We start from the raw sequence: 20,051 nt of genomic DNA on the forward strand, positions 1-20,051 counted from the left end.
AAGTGACCGCGGCCGTTGGCGAACTCGGCGCCATAGGCCGCGCTGGCGCGGTATTCCCGGTCGTCGCTGCGCGATGAAATGCCTGTGGCGGCGCTGAAGCGGCCACCGTCCAAGTTGTCGTCCAGAATGACATTGACGACGCCGGCGATGGCGCCCGAGCCCCAATCAGCGCTCGCGCCGCCTGTCACCACTTCGACGCGCTTCACCAGGTCGAAGGGGATCGTGTTCAGGTCGTTGTCGCCGATGAAGCGATGACCATCCAGCAGGACCAGGGTCCGCGTCGAACCGATGCCGCGAAGGTCAACAGACTGCTGGCCGGAAAGGACGGCGCTGCGAGCTGTATTGGTCGGGTTGAAGGTGTCTTTCACCTGCGGGAGGTCGTCGAGGACGGCGGCGATGTTGGCGCGGGCGGCGAGATGCAGCTCGGTGGGGCCGACCACAGTCGTCGGCGTCGGCGCTTCGAAGCCGGCTCGATCCACCCGCGATGCCGTGACCACGACCTCCGCAACAGAGCCGCTGGTGGCCCCCGCCGCGTCAGTCGATGTCGACCCGCCGGCAGCCTGCGCCGCGGCCGTGGTGGCTGAGGCCAGGGCAATCGTTAGAGCAAGCGCGCTCGCACCAATGCCAAGCGCGCGACGATCAGAAAACGGATGGGCTCGCATCGTATTCCCCCGATGACGCCGTTGCGTCCTTGGAGGAACGATCAAGGTTTTATGACGGAGCCGACAAGGCGCCATCTCTTCCGTGAGCTATAGCGTTTCGTTATGGTTTGAGGGGCGGGTAGGGGCAGACGGCCCTTGATCCATAGCCTGTGGTTGCAAGCTGGCACTGCCACGCGTTGGACGCGTCCGGTCGTCGAGGAGGGCTCCGAATATGATGAACCTGCGGCACATCGAGGTCTTCCATGCCGTCTATATCAACGGCTCAGTCAGCGCCGCCGCCCGCGCCCTGAGCGTCTCCCAGCCCTCGGTCAGCAATGTCCTGCGGCACGCCGAGTCCCGGCTCGGCTTCCCGCTCTTCAAACGCGCCAAGGGCCGCCTGGTCCCGACGGACGAGGCCCACGCCCTGTTCTTCGAGGTGTCCGACATCTATGACCGCGTCGGCTCGCTCAGACAGACGGCCAAGAACCTCGCGCACGCCTCCGACGGTCACATCCGCATCGGGGTCCTGCCCGGGTTCGGCATCGACGTCGCCCCCCTCGCCGTCGCCGCCTTCCGGCGCAAACACCCGAAGGTGAGCTTCGACATCCAGACCCTCCATCACGCCGACATCCCGCGGCTGTTGCAGGAGCGGCACTGCGACATCGCCATCGCCTATGAGAACGCGGGCCACGAGAAGCTGGAGTACGCCGAGATCGGCCGGCGCGAACTGGTGCTGCTCTATCGGAAGGCGGGCATGCCCGATCTGCCCTCCCGGGTCGGACTGGAGATGCTGGAGGACCGCGACTTTGTCAGCCTGGCGCACAGCGGCCCGCTGGGGACCCTGTTCAGCCGCGAGGTCGCCCGGCTGAACCTCGACATCCGGGAGACCGTGACGATCAGCACCATGTACGTCGCCGCGGCGCTGGTGCGCGAAGGGGTCGGCGTCGCGGTCGTCGACGACTTCACCGCCCGGGTCTGCGCGGCGGACGACATGGACTACCGGCCCCTCGCGCCGGCGCTGTCCTTCGGGGTCTACTCCGTCTGCCTGGCCGATCGGCCGCTGTCGCGGATCACGCGCTCGTTCATCTCCCTGATCGGGGAAATGACCGGCTATTCGCCCGCCGACGCCAGCGCCGGGCTTCGGATCGGCGAAGGCCGATCGGCTCAGGCGCACTGACCTCACCCCATAGGCGTCGCCTATAGGGCGCCGCGATAAAGCGGCCTTTCGTCCTTGGCCACCGGACGGCAGCGTTGCGGCCGTGACGGAATATTCCGGCGCGCCAAGGCGCGCACGGGCCGCGCTTCGTCCGCAAAGCTGGTCGCACGAGGTCGTGCTTGGGCTTGCCCAAAGCCGCGCCCCGACAGGAGGATATGGGTGAGCGACGATTTCGATGTGGTGGTGATCGGCGCGGGCATGGCGGGCGCCTCGATCGCGGCGCACCTGGCGGCGACGTCGCGGGTGGGCCTGCTCGAGATGGAGGACCAGCCCGGCTATCACTCGACCGGACGCTCAGCGGCGATCTTCAGCGAAAGCTACGGCAACGGATTGATCCGCGACCTGACGCGCGCGAGCCGCCCCTTCTTCGATGCGCCGCCGCCGGGTTTCACCGAGGCGCCTCTGCTCAAGCTGCGCCGCGTCCTGCACACCGCGCGCTACCAGGCCGATCTCGACGCCTACTTGGCGATCACCCCGCCGGACGAACGGGAGACCAAGACGATCGATGAGGCCCGCGCCCTGGTGCCGATCATCCGCCCGGAGGGGCTTGTGGGTGCGGTCCTGTCGCTTCGGCCCTCCGACATCGACGTGGACGCCCTGCACCGTGGCTATCTGCGCCAGTTCAAGGCCAACGGCGGCGAGCTCATCCTCGACAATCCGGTCTTCGGCCTGCAACGCGTCGGCGGCGCCTGGACGATCGAGACGCGGAGACGACGCGTTCGCGCGCCGATCGTCGTGAACGCTGCGGGGGCCTGGGCTGGCGAGGTCGCCGCTCTGGCGGGCGCCGTGGGCATCGGTCTGCAGCCGCTGAAACGGACCGCAATCCTGCTCGACCCGCCGTCCGGCGTGGACGTCGACCGGTGGCCGATGCTGAAGGACGCGGGCGAGCAGTATTATTTGAAGCCGGACGCGGGGAAGCTGCTGCTCTCGCCGTGTGACGAGGAGCCATCCTCGCCAGGCGATGCCCAGGCCGACGAGATGACCGTCGCGATCGCCGTCGACCGCATCGAGCAGGCCACGACGCTGGAGGTCCGGCGCGTTTCGCACCGATGGGCGGGCCTCAGGTCATTCGTCGCCGACCGCTCGCCCGTGGTCGGCTTCGACCCCCTGCAGCCGGACTTCTTCTGGCTCGCCGCGCTCGGCGGTTACGGCATCCAGACCGCGCCGGCCCTCAGTCGCCTGGCTGCGAACCTGCTGACACAGTCTCCCCTCGATCCGGACCTCGAAGCGCTGGACCTGCCGCCCGAGACCTTGTCGCCTCAGCGCTTCGTCCTGCAGCCGGTCTGAAGATCTCGGAGGAATTGTCGATGCAAGGGCAAGATCCCGCTGACTGGACGATCCCCCAGGACTGGTCATCATACACGCCTGCCGAGCACGCCATGTGGGACAGGTTGTTCGAACGGCAGGCGAAAATGCTGCCTGGCCGCGCCAGCCCCACCTTTCTGAACGGCCTCGACGTCTTGCGCCTGTCGAAGCCCGGGATTCCCGATTTCGCGGAGCTGTCCAAACGGCTCGGGCGCCTCACGGGCTGGCAGGTCGTCGCCGTGCCCGGACTGGTGCCGGACGAAGACTTCTTCCGGCATCTCGCCAACCGGACCTTCGTCGCGGCGCGCTTCGTCCGCGCGCCCGAACAGATGGACTACCTGCAGGAACCCGACATCTTCCACGATGTCTTCGGCCATGTTCCGTTGCTCGCGAACCCCGTGTTCGCCGACTACATGCAGGCCTACGGCGAAGGCGGCCTGCGCTCGCTGCGCTACGGCGCGATGAACAGGCTCGCCCGGCTCTATTGGTACACGGTGGAGTTCGGCCTGATCCGCGAGGAGGGCCAGCTCAGGGTCTATGGCGCCGGGATCGTCTCTAGTTTCGGCGAGTCGAGGTTCGCGCTCGACGATCCTTCGCCCAGTCGCATCGCCCTGGATCTGAGGCGGGTGATGCGGACGCAGTACCGTATCGACGACTTCCAGCAGACCTACTTCGTGATCGACAGCTTCGAGGACCTGCTGCGCCAGACCCTCGAAACCGACTTTGCACCGCTCTATGCGGAGCTTGACGGCGCCTCAGACCTCGATCCGGGCGTCGTGCTGCCGGACGACCGCGTGTTCCACCGTGGCAGCCAAATTCGCACCGCAGCGGCGGGGTCGTGAGGCCGATGCTCCGGCACGACTTCGCATCTGACAACACCGCGCCGGCGGGCGCCGGAGGCCATGGCCGCGCTGGCGGCCGCCAATGTCGGGTACGCTCCGGCCTATGGCGCCGATCCGGTGACGGCGCGCGCAGGTGATCTGGTGCGCGAGCTCCTCGACGCCGACGCCGAGGTGCGGTTCGTCGCGTCAGGCACAGCGGCCAATGCCCTCGCGCTGGCCACGCTTTGCCGGCCGTTCGAGGCCGTGCTGGCGCACCACCATGCTCATATCCTCGTCGAGGAGGCCGGGGCGCCCACCTTCTTCGGCGGCGGCCTGGCGCTGGTCGGCCTACCCGGCGAGGCGGGCCGCGTCGATCCCGCCGCGCTAGAGGCGGCCTTGGCCCTGCCGGAGACGGCCTCTCGTCAATCACCGGCGGCGCTGTCCCTTACCAACACGACCGAGTACGGCGCGCTCTATTCCGCCGGGGCGATCGTCCGACTGACCGCCTCGGCAAGAGCCAGCGGCCTGGCGACGCACCTGGATGGCGCCAGGATCGCCAACGCCGCGGCCGCCGGCCTGGACCTGACGCACATCGCCAAGCTCGGGATCGACATCCTGGTGATCGGCGGAACCAAGGCCGGCATGCCGCCGACCGAGGCCGTCGTCATTTTCGACCGCAAGCTGGCGAACCGTTTCGACACGCGCCTGAAGCAATGCGGCCAGCTGCCCGCGAAGGCCCGCTTCCTCGCGGCGCCTTTCATCGGCATGCTTGAGACTGGCGCGTTCCTGCGCCACGCCGCACACGCCAACGCGATGGCCCGACGGCTGGCCGCGGCGCAGCCTTTCCCACTTCGGCATCCCGTCGACGCGAACGGCGTATTTCTGCAGATAGACGGGCCTTCCCTTCGGCGCTTGAACGACGCGGGCTGGTTCGCCAAGCGTGTCCACGACGGCTCCGTTCGGTTCATGTGCTCCTGGGCGACGACCCCGGCGACCGTGGACCAACTCTGCGAAGACCTGTCCGCGGCCGTTCGATGAACTGTGACTTCCCGGTTCGACAAGTCCTGAGTTAGAGCCGCGCCAACAGCGCCAGCGGCGCGGCGCGGAGGACGCCGGATCGCTTCCCTCGGTAGCGCGACCAAAGCGCCGCTCAAGTCGATCAAACCGATATCGAAGGCCCTACAATTGATATTGAAGCCGGCCCCGCGCGCTCGATAGGTGACGCCTCCACGCCGGCCCAGGACGTGCCCTTGGCATCGGCGCAAACGCTCGCTCAGAGACCTGACTGCATGACCTATTCCGATATCGTCGTCGCTCGCGAAAACAGGGTCGGCGTCATCACCATCGACCGGCCGCAGTCGAACAATTCGGTCCGCGCGGAAACCATGGATGAAATCCGCCACGCGGTCGAAACCCTCACCGAAGACGTCGAGGTCGGCGCGCTGGTGTTGACGGCGGCCGGCAAGCACTTCGTGACCGGGGCGGAGTTCGGTTTCCTGCAGCAGCTCGCTACGACGCCGGCATTGACCGTGAAGGACCAGGTCTACCGCAGCTTCCAGGGCGCCGCGCGGGCCCTCTACCATTGCCCAAAGCCGACCCTTGCGGCGATCAGCGGCGCGGCCGTCACCGTCGGCTGCGAACTGGCCCTGATGTGCGACTTCCGGATCGCGTCGGAGACGGCGTTCTTTCAGGAGAGCTGGATCAAGCTCGGCCTGCTGCCGCCCCTGGGCGGCATGATGCTGCTGCCGCGGCTGGTGGGGCTTGGCCCGGCTACGGACATGGTGTTGCGCGGCCGGCCGATGGGGGCGGAGGAGGCGCTGCGACTGGGGCTGGTCGTGGAGGTCGTGGCCGCCGCGGATCTGCCGGCGCGACGACAGGCCTTTGCCGAGGAACTGACCCAGGCGGCCCCGCACGCCTGGGCCGCCGCGAAGCTGGGCCTTCATCGCGGCCTCGAGTCGACGATGGAGCAGGAATGGGCGGCCAATGTGCTTGCCCAGGCGATGCTGATCGGCAGCGAGGACTTCAAGGAAGGCCTGGACGCGGTGATGAACAAGCGCCCGCCCGCCTTCGCCGGGCGATAGGACGACGACGCAATGCGCACGGCATTCACCGATCTGTTCGGTGTGGAACATCCGATCGTCCAGGGCGGCATGCAGTGGGTCGGCCGCGCCGAACTGGTGGCGGCCGTCGCCAACGCCGGCGCCCTGGGCTTCATCACGGCCCTGACCCAGCCCACGCCCGAAGCCCTCTACCGCGAGATTCTGCGCTGCCGTGAGATGACTGACCGGCCGTTCGGCGTGAACCTGACCAACCTGCCGGCGATCAATCCCCCACCACTGGCGGAATATCGCCGGGCGATCATCGAAGGTGGGGTGAAGATCGTCGAAACCGCTGGCTACCGGCCCGATGAACACATCGTCGACTTCAAGGCGAACGGCATCCGCATCATCCACAAGTGCGTGGCGGTGCGCCACGCCGTGGCTGCGGAGCGGGCCGGTGTGGACGCCGTGTCAATCGATGGCTTCGAGTGCGCCGGACGGCCTGGAGAAGACGATGTCACGGGGTTGGTGCTCATCCCGGCCGCCGCCGACAAGGTGACCATACCCATCATCGCCTCGGGCGGTTTCGCCGACGGTCGGGGTCTCGTGGCCGCCCTGGCGCTGGGCGCGCACGGCATCAACATGGGCACGCGGTTCCTGGCCACCGAGGAAGCACCGATCCATGAGAACGTGAAACGCCAGCTGGTGGCCAATGATGAGCGGCAGACCGACCTCGTCTATCGTACGATGCGAAACACGGCGCGCGTGGCGCGCAACGCCATCAGCCGCCAGGTTCTTGAAATCGAAGCTGCCGGCGGGGTCTTTGAGGACGTCAAACACCTGGTGGCCGGGACCCGCGGGCGCGTCGTCTATGAGAGCGGCGACCTCGACGCGGGCATCTGGTCCGCCGGCCTCGCCCAGGGCCTGATCCATGACATTCCATCGGTGAAGGTGCTGGTCGAGCGCATCGTCGCCGACGCCGAGGCGATTATCTCCAACCTGCAGGGCGTGCACGGCGTGACGCGCGCAGAAGCCTAGGCGCGCGCTGGAGGTCGTGTGGGGCGGACGTGACCGGTCTCACCCGCCCAATCGATCCGCGCGTCCCTGTGCTGGATCATCCAGCGCCCGCCAATCTTCCTGAAGCGGTCGACGTAGACCCCGACATGGTCCGGGCCGCTTTCGGTGAACACCACGAAGTAGGTGCGTCCGGAGGCAGACGTCTCGTCTTGGAAGGTCACCAGGGACGTCGTCAGGCAATGACGCGAAAACCCGATCGGTCGATCCGGCCCCGCGGTCGTTGTCGGCCGGTCGGCGAGGCTACGGACGATCGCCTCACGGCCCACGCGGTGCGAGGCGCCGTCGAGAACGCCATCCTCCGCGAACACCGACGCCATGGTCTCATAATCGGCCCGGTCGCCCGCGATACTGTAGGTGGCGAGCAGCTGGCGGATTTCCTCCCGCGCCAGGAGTTCCTCGACGGTCATTCCGGCTCTCCAGGGTTTGCCGGCGCGGCCGCGCGAGCCGCAATCTGATCGCGCGGCGCGACGAAATCTGCGCCCGCGACGAAGGCGTGAAGCGATCGCCCTCCGTCCAGGACCAAGGTCTGACCGGTCATGTAGCTGGCGTAGGGGGAACACAGGAAGGCCGCCAGCCAGCCGATCTCCTGCGGCCGACCGACCCGGCCCATCGGCACCGACCGCGCCGCGCCACCAGGGCGACCCGCGGCAATGACCGGGTCGTCGTCGGCATGAGGGAAGACGCCCGGGGCGATGGCGTTGACGCGGATCTGATCGACCGCCCACTCGACGGCCAACGACTTGGTGAGGTTGAGGAGGCCTGCCTTGGCCGCCGCGCTGTGGGCGACGCCGGGGCCGCCCAAAATCCCTGTGGTGGCGGCGATATTGACGATGGATCCGCCCTCACCGCTGGGGATCCGCCGGCGCGCGAACGCCTGGCAGCAAAGGAATGACCCGGTGAGGACGCGCTCGATGACGGTGTTCCAGCCGTTGACGCTGAGGTCCTCGGCCGCGGTGTAGAAATTGGCCGCCGCGTTGTTCACCAGCAGGCTAATCGGCGCCATCCGGCTTTCCGCCTCGACGAACGCCGCCTCGACCATCGCGGGCTGACGGACATCCAGCTCAACGCCGATGGCCTCTCCCCCGACCGCCTGGACGGCCGCGATTCCTTGCTGGCGATGTGACTCGCCGCGGCTGGCGATGACCACCCTGGCGCCGGCGCGCGCCAGTTCCACCGAGATCGCCTTGCCGAGCCCGGTGCCGCCGCCGGTCACCAGCGCCACCTGACCCGCCAGGCAATCGCGGGGAAGCATGTTCTGTGGATCGGTCCTGTCGTCTGACATGGCCACGCCTATCGAAACGGCCGGCTGCCGGTCAGGTAGGCGGGGTGCGCGATGTCGGCCAGCATGTCGAGATGTTGGGGCCGCCAGCCCAGCTCCCCTCGCGCCCGCGGCGATCGCGATCGGCTGCAGACACTGAAAGCGATGATCGCACCGAACCGGCCCCAGATTCGCTCGGCCTCTTCGAAGGCGACACTACGCGCCTCGACGCCCCTTTGCCGGGCGATCGCGTGGGCGACAGTGTGATAGTTCACTTCCCCGGCGACGGCATGGTAGAGCGCGCCCGCCTCGCCCGCTTCAAGGGCGAGCCGGTAGAGCCGCGACAGGTCCTCCACGTGGACGTTGGAGTAGAGGTTCAGGCCGGGCCCGAGGTAGCAGACCGCGCCCGTTCTCTCGATGGAATCGAAGAAGTACTGGAGCATGTGCGATCCGCCGTTGCCCCAGATCGAGGGCGGACGGATGACCAGGCTCCGAACGCCGCGCTCCGCCGCCGCCCGAACCATGGCTTCGGTTTCAGTGCGTCGCGCCAGGGGCTTGTACGGGATGAAAGGATCATCTTCGGCGAAGCTGTCCTCGCTCCAGAACCCGTCCGTGCGCTGCGCAACCACCCCTGTGCCCGAGGTGAAGATAAAGGTCTTCCCCGTGTCCTCCAGCGCCGAGAGCATCGCGTCGACGGTGGCGTTCTCCGGCTCGAGCAGCAGCTGCGCCGCGTAGATCACCGCGTCAAATTCGGCGAACAGCTCAGACCAGTCGAGCGCGTCCTCCAGATCTCCCGGGACCACCCCGATGCCGGCCGCAGCGAGCTTCTCCGCACCTGCGGCATTGCGCGCCAGGGCGCTGATCTCATGGCCGGCGGCCTGCAGCTCCTTCGCGACGTGCGAGCCGACGAAGCCCGAGCCGCCGAACATCATCACCCGCATGGCCGAAGCCTCAGGCGGTCCGCCGCGGGAGGCGGACCTTGGCGACGGCGGTGGAGTTGACGACCTCAAGCTGGTTTGTGCCGGTGATCTTGATGGTGACCAGGCCGCTCGCGGCATCGACCTCGGTCACCTCGCCGGTGATCCAGGTGACGTCACCCATGAAGTTCGGCGTCTTGAAACGGAAGTCCTGAGAAACCAGGAAGCCCGCGTCTCCCGCCCAATCGGTCAGAAGGTGGGTGAACCAGGAGAAGCGTTGCGGACCGATGTCGTAGGCCGCCGGCATGCCGCCGGCGCGCGCCAGGTCGGCGTCCCAGTGCACCGCGCCGTACTGGTCGGCCACGCCGTTCACCGGGTGGATCACCTTGGTGGACGGGTGGAGCTTGAGGTTGTCGTGGGCCATCCGGTTGGCGCCCAGCATCTGGCTGCCGTAGCCCAGGATGAAGCCCATGACCGAACTGACGGTAAGCGGTCCCTTCAGCATCGGGCCCAAGGTCTCGCCGACGACGACGTCTTCCACATAGCGTGGCTCGGCGCCCCGCCGCAGGGTCGCGGCCTCGCGGTCGTAATGCGCTTCCAGCCGCTCGCGATCCTGCGCCGTGTAGGTCGCCAGCGGCCGGTCGAGATAGCCCCCGCTCGCCGCGATCTTCTGCCGCTCGAAGCGCTTCAGCGTGTGGAAGATCTCCGCCACCACCTCGCCCTCGTCCGTGCTCAGCTGCAGCTTCTCCACCTGCGTCACCGAGCGGCCCCCGAACCGGCTGCCCTCGTTGACCTGAACAGAATCAAGCTCCGCCGTCGCGGAGATCTTCTCCCCCACGTGCACCGGCCGACGCCACTCCCAGCGCGAGCCCGCGTAGATGCCCATCACGCCGGGCAGATACGCCGCCGTCGACATTTGCCCGTGCTCGGGCTTCACCAGCGGACCGGTGGTGTGGCTCAAGATGTAGTAGGGCGGCGCGATCAGACGGCCCCAAGGCGAGGCCTTCGCATAGACCTCGTCCCACCACAGCGGATTGTCGTCGCCGACGCCGAGCGCGAAGTGCCAGATGTTGTCGCGCGTCACTTCCGAGTTCCACCCCGGGACCTGACGCTTGCGCCCCAGCTCGGCGTGCATCTTCGCCAGGCCCTCGTCGGTGATCCGGCCCTCAAGCCAGTAGTCGTCCGTCAGCGCTTCACTGGTCATGGGGTGTGCTTTCCTGAGGGCAAGGTCTTCAGACGAGGGCCGGCTCGGCCGGCCCCCAGAGTTGGTCGGCGGTATCGAGCGCCGCCGCATTGGCGCCGCCCATTTCGGACTGGAGGGCCTTCAGCCGGTAGGTCCAGAAGTGCAGCAGATGCTCGTTGGAGACGCCCATGGCGCCGTTGAACTGGTGCAGATCGAAGGTCAGCTTTGGAATGTGCTGCTGGGCGAAGGACGCGGCTTGGTTGGCGTCGAAAGCATCGCCGCTCCAGGCCGCCTTCACCACTAGCATGTGTAGCGCCTGACCGATCCGGTAGGCATGCGCCAACCTGTGCTGCACGGCCTGAAAATTGCCGACCGTTGTGCCGAACAGGCGCCGCTGCTTCACGTAATCGACCGTGAACTCGACGGCCGCCTGCATCATTCCTGCGGCCTCGGCGGCGATCGACAGGCGCCACCATTGGCGAAACGGCTGGATCCGCGATGCGCCGAGCGAGATCGAGGCGGAGAGGTCCGGCGCGGCTTTGAAGCGGCCCATCGGATAGCCGTAGACGCTCGATATCTCCTCGACCTCGCCGGGCGCGACCGGCAGCAGCTTGAGGTCTCCCGCATGCTCGACGAGCATGGATTTGGCGACCGGGAGGAAGCGTTGCGGCTTCATCAGGTCGCCCCGCGCCAGCACGATCGGGCGGGGGACGAGAGCGTCGGCCACGTGCGGCGCCACCAGCGCCGAGGCGCCGATCTCGATCACCACGGGCGAACGCGAAACCTGCTCGACGACCAAGGCCGCGTCCAGGGCGGTGAGGCCGGACTCCAGCATCACGTGGGTGAAGCCGTTCTGGGTTAGCGCCCTGTCCAGGGCCTGCGAATAGAAGTGGGAGCCGCGACGGCTCTCTTTCGGGATCTCGCCGTGGTCGTCGACAAGCCGCTGAACGGCCGCGACCAGCGCGGCCTGATCTTCGGTGAGGTCCAGATCCATCTCAATGCCCCCGCGGCAGGCCGAGCCCGCGTTGGGCGATCATGTCGAGCTGCAGTTCATAGGTCCCCGCCGCGATCGTCCCGGAGACCTGGCTGCGGTAGGAGAAGGTCAGGTACCGGTCTCCGCCCGCCAGGGCGTCGGGCAAGTACTCGACGAGGAAATCCATCAGGTCGAGGATGCCTTCCGCTGTCGTCACCCGCTGGACATTGCCCACCACGCCCGGCGGCCGGTCCTTCACCCGCAGGTCCACGACCGCATAGTTCAGCAGACGTCCCGCCTCGAGCTTGGCGACGATGCGGCCGGCCGCGGCCCGCACCACCGGATCGGAAAACCGGCCCTCCGTCTTCAGCTGGGCCACCGCCCGGTCGAGAGCGATCCGGCCGAAGTGATAGCGCGGCGCGCCGACCCGCTCGTAGCCGAGCGCGAAGGTGATGATCTCCCAACCCTTGCCTTCCTCGCCCAGCAGCGCCGCTTCAGGAAGGTCCACATCGCTGAGAAACACCTCGTTCATGTGGCCGTCTTCGCATAGGCCCGGGATCGGTTTCACGCTGACTCCGGGCGTATTCATCGGCACAAGAAAGACCGAGATGTTCTTCCGCTCCGGTCCCATCCGGGCGAGCAGGAAGCACCAGTCCGCCATGTGCGCGTATGAGGTCCACACCTTCGACCCGTTGATGCGGTAGCCCGTCTCGGTCCGCACGGCCGAGGTCTGGAGCGCCGCCAGGTCGGTGCCGGCGTTCGGCTCCGAGAAACCCTGGCACCAGATCACCTGGCCGCCTGCGATCCGGTTGAGATGCTCGTGCTTCTGCTCCAGGGTTCCGAACTTCATCAGCGCGTAGCCGATCCAGTTCACGCCCATGTATTGCGGACCGCGAGGCTCGGCCCAGGCATACATCTCCTCTGACAGGATGAACTGGTCCCAGGGCTCTCGGTCCTGGCCGCCGTAGGCTTTCGGCCACTGCGGCAACAGCAGGTCGTTCGCCGCCAGCTTGGGGCAGAAGGTCCGCGAGAAATTGATCTGTTCGGGACTGCCGATGCCCCGGGCGTAGGTCTCGAACCAGTCCGATGGTATTTCGCGATCGAGGAAGCCCTGGATCTTCTGGCGATATTCGACCTGCGCCGGCGTCCAAGCGAACTCCATACCGTGACCTCCCCGTTCCCCACGACATGGCGTGGATCGCGGCTTGTGGCGCCGCCTCACAGACTGCTTAGACGAGCGGTGAAGTCCCGGGGTTATCGATTTGGCCGCCTCGGTTTCTCGAACGGTGATGCGAAGTCTCGCCGGCGCGATCGGCCCGTTCCGATCAAGTGGCGGCGCCTTGGTCGATGAGCTCGGCGCGCACCTTGCGCTTGTCCAACTTGCCGCTGCCGGTCCGCGGCAGGTCCTCGAAGCGACGGACATAGATCGCTTTGGGCACCTTGAAGGTCGACACCTCCGTTCGCATCCTCGCCTGAAGGGCCGCGATGTCCGGGACGACTCCGATGCTCGGCACGATCACCGCCGTGACCATCTCGTTGTGTTCGCCGCTCGGCAAACCAAACACCCCGGCCTCCTGAATCTCGGGATAGGACTCCAACAGCGCCTCGACCTCGCGCGGCGAGACGTTCGCCCCGGAAGTCTTGATCATCTCATTGTTGCGCCCGAAGTATTTGAGACAACCGTCGGCATCGAGGCTGCAGAGATCGCCCGTCGGGAAGAAGCCGTCCGGATCGAACACCTGCCAACGTTCCTTCTTGTAGTAGCTGTCCATCAGGTGCGGACCGCGAAGGCACAGCTCGCCGACCTCGTCGGGCCCGAGCCAAGCACCGGTCTCCAGATGTCGGATCCGGCGCTCGATGTCGGGGACGGCTCGCCCGAACGTGCCCGGCTTGTCGAGCGGGATCATGCCGCGGATCTCCAGGCTGTGGGGCCCCACGGTTTCGGTCATGCCAACGCCCAGAGTCAGCCGGTTTTCCGGCAGCAGTTCGCCGTCCGCATCCTTGCGCTCGAGCGCCGCGACGATGGCCTCGTCGATCTCACCGCTCTGAACCCTAGGATGGACGCGCAGTTCACGGATCAGGGTGTGGGGCCCGGCGACCAGCGTCGGCCGCTCCCGCACCATGGCATCAAGGGTGTCGTCGATGCGCGGCGTTGGCGGACAGATCAGCGTAGCGCCCGCATATGTGGCGAGCATCAGGGACATGAACCGCGCGGCCCAGCAGAACGGCCCGACAATGAGGATCCGGTCGCTTTCCTCGAAGCAGTAGGAGCCGCGCACCACATAGGTCCGGCTCACCAGCGAGCCCTGGGTATGCATCACGCCCTTGGGGTCGGCGGTGCTGCCGGAGGTGTACATCATATAGCCCAGGTCAGAGGGAAAGACCTGGGCCTCGACCCGCTCAAGCATCCCGTCGTCGGGATCTGGCAAGGCCGCGCGCATCGCCGCGTCAGCGTCGCGGGTCCAGTCGGGCGCGTCCCCGCCCCACACATAGACCTGCCGAAGGTATGGCAACTCAGGGACCATCAGGGGCTGGCCCGCCGGGGTCTTCGCCACGCCAGGCGCGATCACCTCCACCCGCTCGAGGTAGTCATGCGACAGGAACTGCCGCCGGGTGATGAGGGTGTGGACGTCCGCGTGGCGCAGCACATATTCCAGCTCGCGCCGCTGGTACATCGTGTGCACCAGGACAGCGACGGCGCCGATCCGGGTCACCGCGAAAAAGGCGACGATCCATTCCGGCGAATTCGGAAGCAGGATGGCGACCCGCGTTCCCTTGCCGACGCCGCTGCGCAGCAGGATCCGGGCGAATGCTGCCGACTCATCGAGCGCCTGCGCATAGGTGAGTTCACGCTCGCCGCCGACGATCAGCGGCTTCATGCCGCCTCGCGCGGCGGCGCGATGGATGACCGTCGGCATGGTCGCGGGAAAGTCCGGCTCAACCAACCAGTGGGCGCGTTCTTCGTCTTGAGTCACAACTGATCCTCCTCGCCGTCAGGCGGGCTTCGAGCTTGAAAGTGATGCGCCGGCATTGGCTGGCAGTCCGACAAACATCAGCGCCGCGGCGGCTCCGATCGTACCCAGCACGATGAAGGCGGTGCGGACGTCGACGAAATCCAGAACGGCTCCGCTGCGCCAAACCCGGCTCCAGTTCAACGCGAGGGTCGCAAGCGCGATACCGACACTTTGAGACAACAGTCCCGCCACGCCGCTCAGGGTGCTGGCGGCGCTCATGCGTCCCTCCGGCACATCGGCGAAGGACAGGGTGTAGACCCCGGCCAACTCGACCGACCGGGAGAAGCCGTGGGTCAGGAGCAGGGCGACGATCACGACCAGAGAGGTCTCCGCGCCGGTGAAACCCAGGGCCACGAACGATCCGCCGGTGACCACCGCGGCGGCCATGAGAATCCGTCGAAATCCGAGGCGCATGTAGACGCCGCTGGCCAGGGTGCGCATCAGGATCGAGCCGATGGCGAGGAGGAGGATCATCAGGCCCGCGCGAAGCGCCTGCATACCGAAGACAACCTGCAACAACAGGACAAGCAGGAACGGCGCGGCGCCGATGCAAAGCCGGACCATGAAGCTGGCGATCGTGCACGCCGCGAACGTCGGGATACGCATCAACGAGAGATCGATGATCGGTTCGGACGTGCGCCGCGCATGCAGGATGTAGGCGAACGCCGAAAGTCCGCCGCCCAGAACCACGAGCAGGGCTATACGATCGCTCATGATCGGGCTCGCGAGATGTTCGAACCCCATCGAAAGCCCGACAAGACTCAGGGCCGATAGAATCAGCCCGGGCACGTCCAGGCGGCGCGGTTCCAAGCCGGGCCCAGGCGGGATAGCCATGGCCGCGAGGACCAGTCCCACGAGACCAATCGGCAGGTTCAGGTAAAAGACCCACCGCCAGCTGGCGTAGGTGGCGAAGGCGGCGCCCAGCGGAGGCCCCAGCAGCGGACCGATCAGCGGCGGAAAGGCGAAATAGGTCATGGCTTCGAACAGCTGCGCCTTGGGCACGCCATTCAGCAGGATCAGCCGCCCGATCGGCAGCAGCAGTGCGCCCGCCGCCCCCTGCAGCGCGCGCGCCGCCACCAGCTCGTTCACGGTTCGCGAAAAGCCGCATAGGGCCGAGGTGACGACAAACCCTGCGATGGCCGAACAGAAGATGCTTCGCGCCCCGAAACGGTCGGCCAGCCAACCGCTGATCGGGATGCACATGGCGGCGCCCACCAGGTAGCTTGTGATCGCGATATGGAGCGTCAGCACCGGGGTGTGGAACGACCGCGCCATAGCCGGGAACGCCGTGACCAGGATGGTGGCGTCCAGGCTCTGCATGAACAGCGCCAGGCCAACGATCAAAGCCAGAGTGCGCGTGGACAGCCGCAGCGTCACGACGGCCTCCCGGCGGGCGGGCGCGCGCGCTGCATGGCTAGACCAACACCATTCCGCCGTCGTGAAGGACCGATTGTCCGGTCATTCCGCGGCCGCCCGGCGAGGCCAGGAATACCGCCAAGGCCGCGATCTCAGAGGGGTCGAGCAAGCGGCCCTGCGGAACCCGCGCAAGGATTAGTCGCTGCGCCTCGTCGACCGGCACATCGCGGCTTTGCGCCTGCCCGGCCCAAAACCCCTCCAGCATGTCCGTCTGCACCAGACCAGGGCAGATCGCGTTCACCGTGACCCCGGCCGCGGCCGTCTCCAGCGCGACGCACCGGGTGAGCCCCACCACCGCATGTTTCGAAACGTTGTAGGCGCTCTGATTGAGCGAACCCCATTTGCCGGCGGTCGATGCGATGTTGATGACGCGCCCGTGGCTCCGACCGATCATCGACGGCAGAGCCGCCTGCATGGTGTTGATGGTCCCGTGGAGATTGACCGCGATCATCCGGTCGAAATCGGCGGGTGTGTGCGCCAGGAACGTTCCCGCCGTGTGGACTCCGGCCGAGTTGACCAGGATGTCGAGATGTCCCGCGCTTCGTTCGATGGCCTTGACCGCGGCGAAACACGCGGCGCGATCCGTCACGTCGAGCGTCATGGCCTCCACCGCGCCGCCGCCGGCGGCTATGTCCGCCTGGACGTCGTGAAGCCGCGCGGCCTGTGTCGCCGCCAGCCAGACTTGGGCCCCTGCGTCGGCCAGAGCCTTGGCAATGGCCAGGCCGATACCCCGGCTCGCGCCGGTCACCAGCGCAACCTGTCCGCTCAGCAACGTCTCCGCCATTTCCGCCCCAGTCTCTTTCGCTCATGCCGCCGGCGCTGGCGCGGCCAGCAGCCGCCGGCGCCGCGCCGCCGCGCCGCCCAGAATTCGGTCCAGGACGTGGGCCCGCTTCAGGAACAGGTGCGGGTGATGCTCGCCCGTGAAGCCGATCGCGCCATGGTTCTGGATGTTCGCGGCGGCGTTTCTCACGGCCGCGTCGGTCGCTATCAAGGCTGCGCAATGGGCCTGAAACGAAGAGATCCGCCCAAGACCATCGGCTTCGATCGCGGCGTATAGCGTCTGGGCCCACGCCGCGGTCGCACGGACCGCCATATCGGCGCAGCGATGCTTGACCGCCTGGAAGGCGCCGATGGGCTGGCCAAACTGCTCGCGCGTCTTGGCGTATTCGACCGCGGCGTCGCGCGTCCCTTCCGCGATGCCGGCAAGATAGGCTGCGGCGAGCAGATCGGCGCGGGCCGACGCATCGCTGGGATCGGCGGACGCGACGATACATCTGGGCGCTCTGGCCAGCTCACCGCGCGCGAGGGTCAGCGCGCCGTCCAGGCCCCTGACCTGACGTATTCCCGAGATATTGGTCGAGGCGATCACGGCGGCGCCGAAGGCGCCCCAAGTCACCAGGACGGCGGCTTCGGGCGCCTCTACCAGATAGAAAGCCTCGCCGGCGGTCGGGGGCGCGTCTGAGTAGATCAGCGGAACGGCGAGCCCTGCCCGTGCTTCTCCCGAAAGCAGGGCTTCGGCTTCCGCCCGCGCCTCACCGAATGCCAAGATGCGCGCCCCGATCGTCGCGGCGAGGACCGCGGGCGACAGCAGCCGGCGGCCGAACTCACGAAATACCAGGGCCTCAGTCGCCAGCGAGAGTCCAAGGCCCCCGAGCGCTTCCGGAAGGCCGAGCCCAAAGTATCCGAGGGCAGCAACCTTACCGACGATCGACGCTTCCGCGTCGCCAGCGGCCGCGGGAGTTGGATTGAGCCGGTCGAGGGGCGCCTCGCCGTCAAGGAAGGCCGTGACCGCCGCCAGGATTTCCCGCTCGCCGTCGTCGAGACTGAAATCGATCATCGGCGGTTTCCCGCGCGCGGAAGGCCCAAGATTCGTTCGCCGATGATGTTGCGCTGAATGTCTGACGAACCGGCCGCAATGGTGGCGGCGAAGGACCGCAGATAGCTGCGGCTCCAGCCGTCCCCGGCCGGCAGTTCCAGCCCCAGCGGCCCCTGCAGGTCATAGGCCAGGCGCATGATCCGTTGGTGCGCCTCGGAGTAGAACAGCCGGGTGAGTGACCCCTCCGATCCCCCTTCGGCGCGCCCCGCGTTGGAGACGGTCACGTAGGTCATGGCTCGCATGGCCGCCATCTCGGCTCGCGCCGTCGCGAGGCGCGCCGTGAAATCGTCCTCGTCCAAGAGCGCGCGCCCTGACCCGCCAGCGCCGCTGCGCGCTTCGTCGATCAGTCGCTCCACGAGCCTCGCGTGTTGGATCTGTTCGGCCATGAACGCCGACCCACGCTCGAACCCCAAGGTGGCGTTCGCCACGCCCCAGCCCGCGCCGAGGTCGCCCACCACGTTGGCGAGCGGGATGCGCACCTCGTCATAGAAGACCTGGCAGAAGTGGTAGTCTTCGGGATCCGCCATGGTGAGGATCGGCCGAACGGTGACCCCCGGGCTCTTCATGTCGCAGATCACCCACGTGATCCCGTCTTGTTTGCGGCCGTCGCGCGTCGTTCGGACGAGCAGTTCCTGGTAGTCCGCAAACTGCGCGTAGCTCGTCCAGATCTTGGATCCTGTCACCACCAGGTGGTCGCCGTCGACTTCCGCCCGCGTCTGCAGGCTCGCCAGATCTGAGCCCGACCCCGGCTCGGAAAAGCCCTGGCACCAGACCGCCTCTCCCCGCAGAATCCGCGGCAGATGCTCAAGCTGCTGGTCAGGCGAACCGCGGGCGATGAGGGTCGGTCCGGCGTGGTTCAGCCCGACGAAGCAGCAGCCGACGGTCGGGGCGTCCGCTCGCGCATATTCCTCATGCCAGATCAGCTGCTCCGTCAGCGACAGTTCTCGGCCGCCGCAGGCCGCGGGCCAGGTGATGCCGGCCCAGCCGTCCTCGAACTGCGCCGTCTGCCACGCAAGGTCGAAGGCCCGCATTTCCGGTCCGTGGAGAGGCCGAGGCTCTTTGGGGGTTTTGGCGTGCAGCCAGTCCCGCACCTCGCTGCGAAACGCGCGTTCCGCGGGGGTGATCTCGTACCTCATGCCGCCGCGAGCTCCACGCGGCCGCTCTTGAGGACCAGCACGTCACGCGCGGCGACGCGGGCCTGGAAGCTGATGGTGCGATCGTCGCGCCAAAAATCGAAGGAGATCTCCTCGCCGGGGAACACCGGGGCCGAGAACCGCGCCGCAAGGCCGCGGACGGCGCCCAGATCGATGTCGCCGAAGGCTAGGCGCAGCGCCCGCAAGGCCATTCCAAAGGTCGAAAGGCCGTGCAGGATGGGCCGATCGAATCCAGCGGCCGAAGCGACTTGGGGATCCACGTGCAGGGGATTGAGATCCCCGGAGAGGCGATAGATCAGAGCCTGGTTCTGGGGGACTCTTAGGATTTGAGATTGGTCGGGTTGGCGATCGGGCGGCAGCGCCGCGGGAGGCGCGCCCTCCCGAGGCGCGCCGCAGTCTCCGTCGCGCCGTGCGAAGAGCGTTGTGCGGCAACTGGCGACGGGTCGACCGGTCTCCGGGTCCTCCAGGTCCGTGTCGAGGACCACGATGGCGCCTTTCGGCCCCTTGTCGTAGACCGCCGCCACACGCCCGCTCCCACGGACCGCCCCAGCGACCGGCAGAGGACCGTGCAGGACCACCGACTGTTCCCCGTGCACGAGGCCCCGATAGTCCAGGCCCAGCGCCTCTGCTGTCACCCCAAGTCCACGTTGCAAAACGACGGCAAAGCTCGGCACCACCAGAAGCTCTCGCTCGTAAACATGCGCCAACTCGCCTGCCGCGGCCCCGTCGCTTCCGAACCCGAGACCCAGCGCGTAGAGGATGGCGTCCTTTTCGGTCCACGCCCGGATGGCCGGCTCAGATCGGAGTCCGAGAATCTCCGGGTAGGCGATGACCATGGTGAAACCGCCTGCCCTTCAAGTCAGTACTTGTAACGGACCGTGAAGGAATACTCGGCGCGAGGGAGGAAGTTTCTGACGTTATTTCCACTTAGCTTTGAGTATTCCGTATTTCCGACGTTGCTGCCGGCGAGGATAAACTGCAGGCGGCCGTTGGGCGCGATGTAGGTGGCGTGCACGTCAGCCACGCCGTACTTCGGCTGCAGACAGGCTGGATTGTGCGCAAGGCACTCCCATGTGTAGCTGAAGTGATTGTATTCCGCGCCCAGGACGATCGCGGCCTCCGAGTGGAAGATATTCTCGAACGTGTATCCCGTTCTGAGAT

At 67.1% G+C, this 20,051-nt stretch carries 20 protein-coding genes; 6 read left to right on the forward strand and 14 right to left on the reverse strand.

All coding sequences use genetic code 11. The features are described from left to right. Window positions 1-662 (reverse strand): TonB-dependent receptor plug domain-containing protein (locus VHS75_RS19575; RefSeq protein ID WP_329640295.1); only part of this gene is annotated, 662 nt, incomplete at its 3' end. Between the two features lie 211 nt (window positions 663-873). On the opposite strand from VHS75_RS19575, the gene VHS75_RS19580 reads away from it, so the two are divergent. From VHS75_RS19580 to VHS75_RS19605, 6 genes are all read left to right on the forward strand, one after another. Then, the gene (locus VHS75_RS19580; protein WP_329640296.1) at window positions 874-1,818 is read left to right on the forward strand and encodes a LysR family transcriptional regulator; all 945 of its coding nucleotides are present in this window, start codon (window positions 874-876) and stop codon (window positions 1,816-1,818) included. A 198-nt stretch (window positions 1,819-2,016) separates the two neighbouring features. Further along, window positions 2,017-3,144, forward strand: coding sequence for an FAD-binding oxidoreductase (locus VHS75_RS19585; RefSeq protein WP_329640297.1), 1,128 nt, complete (start codon window positions 2,017-2,019; stop codon window positions 3,142-3,144). Between the two features lie 20 nt (window positions 3,145-3,164). Continuing rightward, a complete protein-coding gene (gene phhA, locus VHS75_RS19590; protein WP_329640298.1) occupies window positions 3,165-4,004 on the forward strand; it encodes a phenylalanine 4-monooxygenase in 840 nt (279 codons plus the stop codon). Window positions 4,005-4,064: 60 nt separating this feature from the next. Next, a complete protein-coding gene (locus VHS75_RS19595; protein ID WP_329640299.1) occupies window positions 4,065-5,021 on the forward strand; it encodes a threonine aldolase family protein in 957 nt (318 codons plus the stop codon). Between the two features lie 251 nt (window positions 5,022-5,272). Then, entirely contained in the window at window positions 5,273-6,064 is a 792-nt protein-coding gene (locus tag VHS75_RS19600) for an enoyl-CoA hydratase/isomerase family protein (RefSeq protein WP_329640300.1), read from the forward strand. 12 nt (window positions 6,065-6,076) lie between these two features. Next, a complete protein-coding gene (locus tag VHS75_RS19605; protein ID WP_329640301.1) occupies window positions 6,077-7,060 on the forward strand; it encodes a nitronate monooxygenase family protein in 984 nt (327 codons plus the stop codon). Here VHS75_RS19605 and VHS75_RS19610 read toward each other — a convergent pair. From VHS75_RS19610 to VHS75_RS19670, 13 genes are all read right to left on the reverse strand, one after another. Next, window positions 7,057-7,506 (reverse strand): nuclear transport factor 2 family protein, encoded by a 450-nt coding sequence (locus VHS75_RS19610; RefSeq protein WP_329640302.1) that lies wholly within the window; start codon window positions 7,504-7,506, stop codon window positions 7,057-7,059. The genes VHS75_RS19605 and VHS75_RS19610 overlap by 4 nt on opposite strands. Then, window positions 7,503-8,321, reverse strand: coding sequence for an SDR family oxidoreductase (locus VHS75_RS19615; protein WP_329640303.1), 819 nt, complete (start codon window positions 8,319-8,321; stop codon window positions 7,503-7,505). The genes VHS75_RS19610 and VHS75_RS19615 overlap by 4 nt, the downstream gene beginning before the upstream one ends. A gap of 68 nt (window positions 8,322-8,389) precedes the next feature. Further along, window positions 8,390-9,289, reverse strand: a complete 900-nt coding sequence (locus VHS75_RS19620) for an NAD-dependent epimerase/dehydratase family protein (RefSeq protein ID WP_329640314.1) — start codon at window positions 9,287-9,289, stop codon at window positions 8,390-8,392. Between the two features lie 19 nt (window positions 9,290-9,308). Beyond that, on the reverse strand, window positions 9,309-10,478 hold the full coding sequence (locus tag VHS75_RS19625) for an FAS1-like dehydratase domain-containing protein (protein ID WP_329640304.1): 1,170 nt from the start codon (window positions 10,476-10,478) through the stop codon (window positions 9,309-9,311). Between the two features lie 28 nt (window positions 10,479-10,506). Further along, window positions 10,507-11,451, reverse strand: a complete 945-nt coding sequence (locus VHS75_RS19630; RefSeq protein ID WP_329640305.1) for an acyl-CoA dehydrogenase family protein — start codon at window positions 11,449-11,451, stop codon at window positions 10,507-10,509. A gap of 1 nt (window position 11,452) precedes the next feature. Then, complete coding sequence (locus VHS75_RS19635) at window positions 11,453-12,592, reverse strand: acyl-CoA dehydrogenase family protein (protein WP_329640306.1); 1,140 nt, start codon at window positions 12,590-12,592, stop codon at window positions 11,453-11,455. 163 nt (window positions 12,593-12,755) lie between these two features. After that, complete coding sequence (locus VHS75_RS19640) at window positions 12,756-14,348, reverse strand: class I adenylate-forming enzyme family protein (RefSeq protein WP_329640307.1); 1,593 nt, start codon at window positions 14,346-14,348, stop codon at window positions 12,756-12,758. Window positions 14,349-14,423: 75 nt separating this feature from the next. Next, the gene (locus VHS75_RS19645; RefSeq protein ID WP_329640308.1) at window positions 14,424-15,821 is read right to left on the reverse strand and encodes an MFS transporter; all 1,398 of its coding nucleotides are present in this window, start codon (window positions 15,819-15,821) and stop codon (window positions 14,424-14,426) included. A 37-nt stretch (window positions 15,822-15,858) separates the two neighbouring features. Next, entirely contained in the window at window positions 15,859-16,644 is a 786-nt protein-coding gene (locus tag VHS75_RS19650) for an SDR family NAD(P)-dependent oxidoreductase (RefSeq protein WP_329640309.1), read from the reverse strand. A 21-nt stretch (window positions 16,645-16,665) separates the two neighbouring features. Beyond that, a complete protein-coding gene (locus VHS75_RS19655) occupies window positions 16,666-17,697 on the reverse strand; it encodes an acyl-CoA dehydrogenase family protein (RefSeq protein WP_329640310.1) in 1,032 nt (343 codons plus the stop codon). Further along, window positions 17,694-18,872, reverse strand: coding sequence for an acyl-CoA dehydrogenase family protein (locus VHS75_RS19660; RefSeq protein ID WP_329640311.1), 1,179 nt, complete (start codon window positions 18,870-18,872; stop codon window positions 17,694-17,696). The genes VHS75_RS19655 and VHS75_RS19660 overlap by 4 nt, the downstream gene beginning before the upstream one ends. Next, window positions 18,869-19,726: a MaoC/PaaZ C-terminal domain-containing protein gene (locus VHS75_RS19665; protein ID WP_329640312.1), complete on the reverse strand. Its 858-nt coding sequence runs from the start codon at window positions 19,724-19,726 to the stop codon at window positions 18,869-18,871. Before VHS75_RS19665 ends, VHS75_RS19660 begins: the two co-directional genes overlap by 4 nt. A gap of 23 nt (window positions 19,727-19,749) precedes the next feature. Then, window positions 19,750-20,051, reverse strand: a 302-nt coding sequence (locus VHS75_RS19670) for a hypothetical protein (protein ID WP_329640313.1), incomplete at its 5' end; no start/stop codon positions are given.

This window comes from Phenylobacterium sp. (genome assembly GCF_036264965.1).
Classification (GTDB): Bacteria; Pseudomonadota; Alphaproteobacteria; order Caulobacterales; family Caulobacteraceae; genus Phenylobacterium.